Here is a 427-nt window from a genome sequence, read left to right as displayed (position 1 = left end):
CCCCGCTATGAGGTAGGTTACCTACGCGTTACTCACCCGTTCGCAACTCCTTGGTCTTGTGCAAGCACTAGACCTCAGCGTTCTACTTGCATGTATTAGGCACGCCGCCAGCGTTCGTCCTGAGCCAGGATCAAACTCTCATTTTAGTTTGAACTTACTCGTTCTTTTCTGTCGCTGACAGATTTATTGTTTTTTACTTCATTGACGGATAATATGCATCTAAACATATCACCCTCACATTTGGTTTTTCTTGTCTTATTCAGTTCTCAAAGGTCTTTTCTCTATTAAAAAATAAAGAATATCGGGAAGACAGGATTCGAACCTGCGACACCTTGGTCCCAAACCAAGTACTCTACCAAGCTGAGCTACTTCCCGAACTCATGCACCCTAGAGGAGTCGAACCTCTAACCGCCTGATTCGTAGTCAG

Annotated in this window: 1 tRNA gene and 1 rRNA gene; both read right to left on the bottom strand. The window is 44.7% G+C overall.

Annotation, left to right across the window (positions count from 1 at the left end):
• Positions 1-146 (bottom strand): 16S ribosomal RNA (locus tag AT575_RS10160); the annotation flags it as partial.
• A gap of 155 nt (positions 147-301) precedes the next feature.
• Positions 302-375 (bottom strand) — tRNA-Pro (locus AT575_RS10155).
• Positions 376-427 lie beyond the last annotated feature (52 nt).

Origin of the sequence: Streptococcus penaeicida, from assembly GCF_002887775.1 — a bacterium.
GTDB classification, from domain to species: Bacteria; Bacillota; Bacilli; order Lactobacillales; family Streptococcaceae; genus Streptococcus; species Streptococcus penaeicida.
Note: the sequence above shows the minus strand (reverse complement) of the source record. Positions and strands in the feature narration are given on the sequence as shown.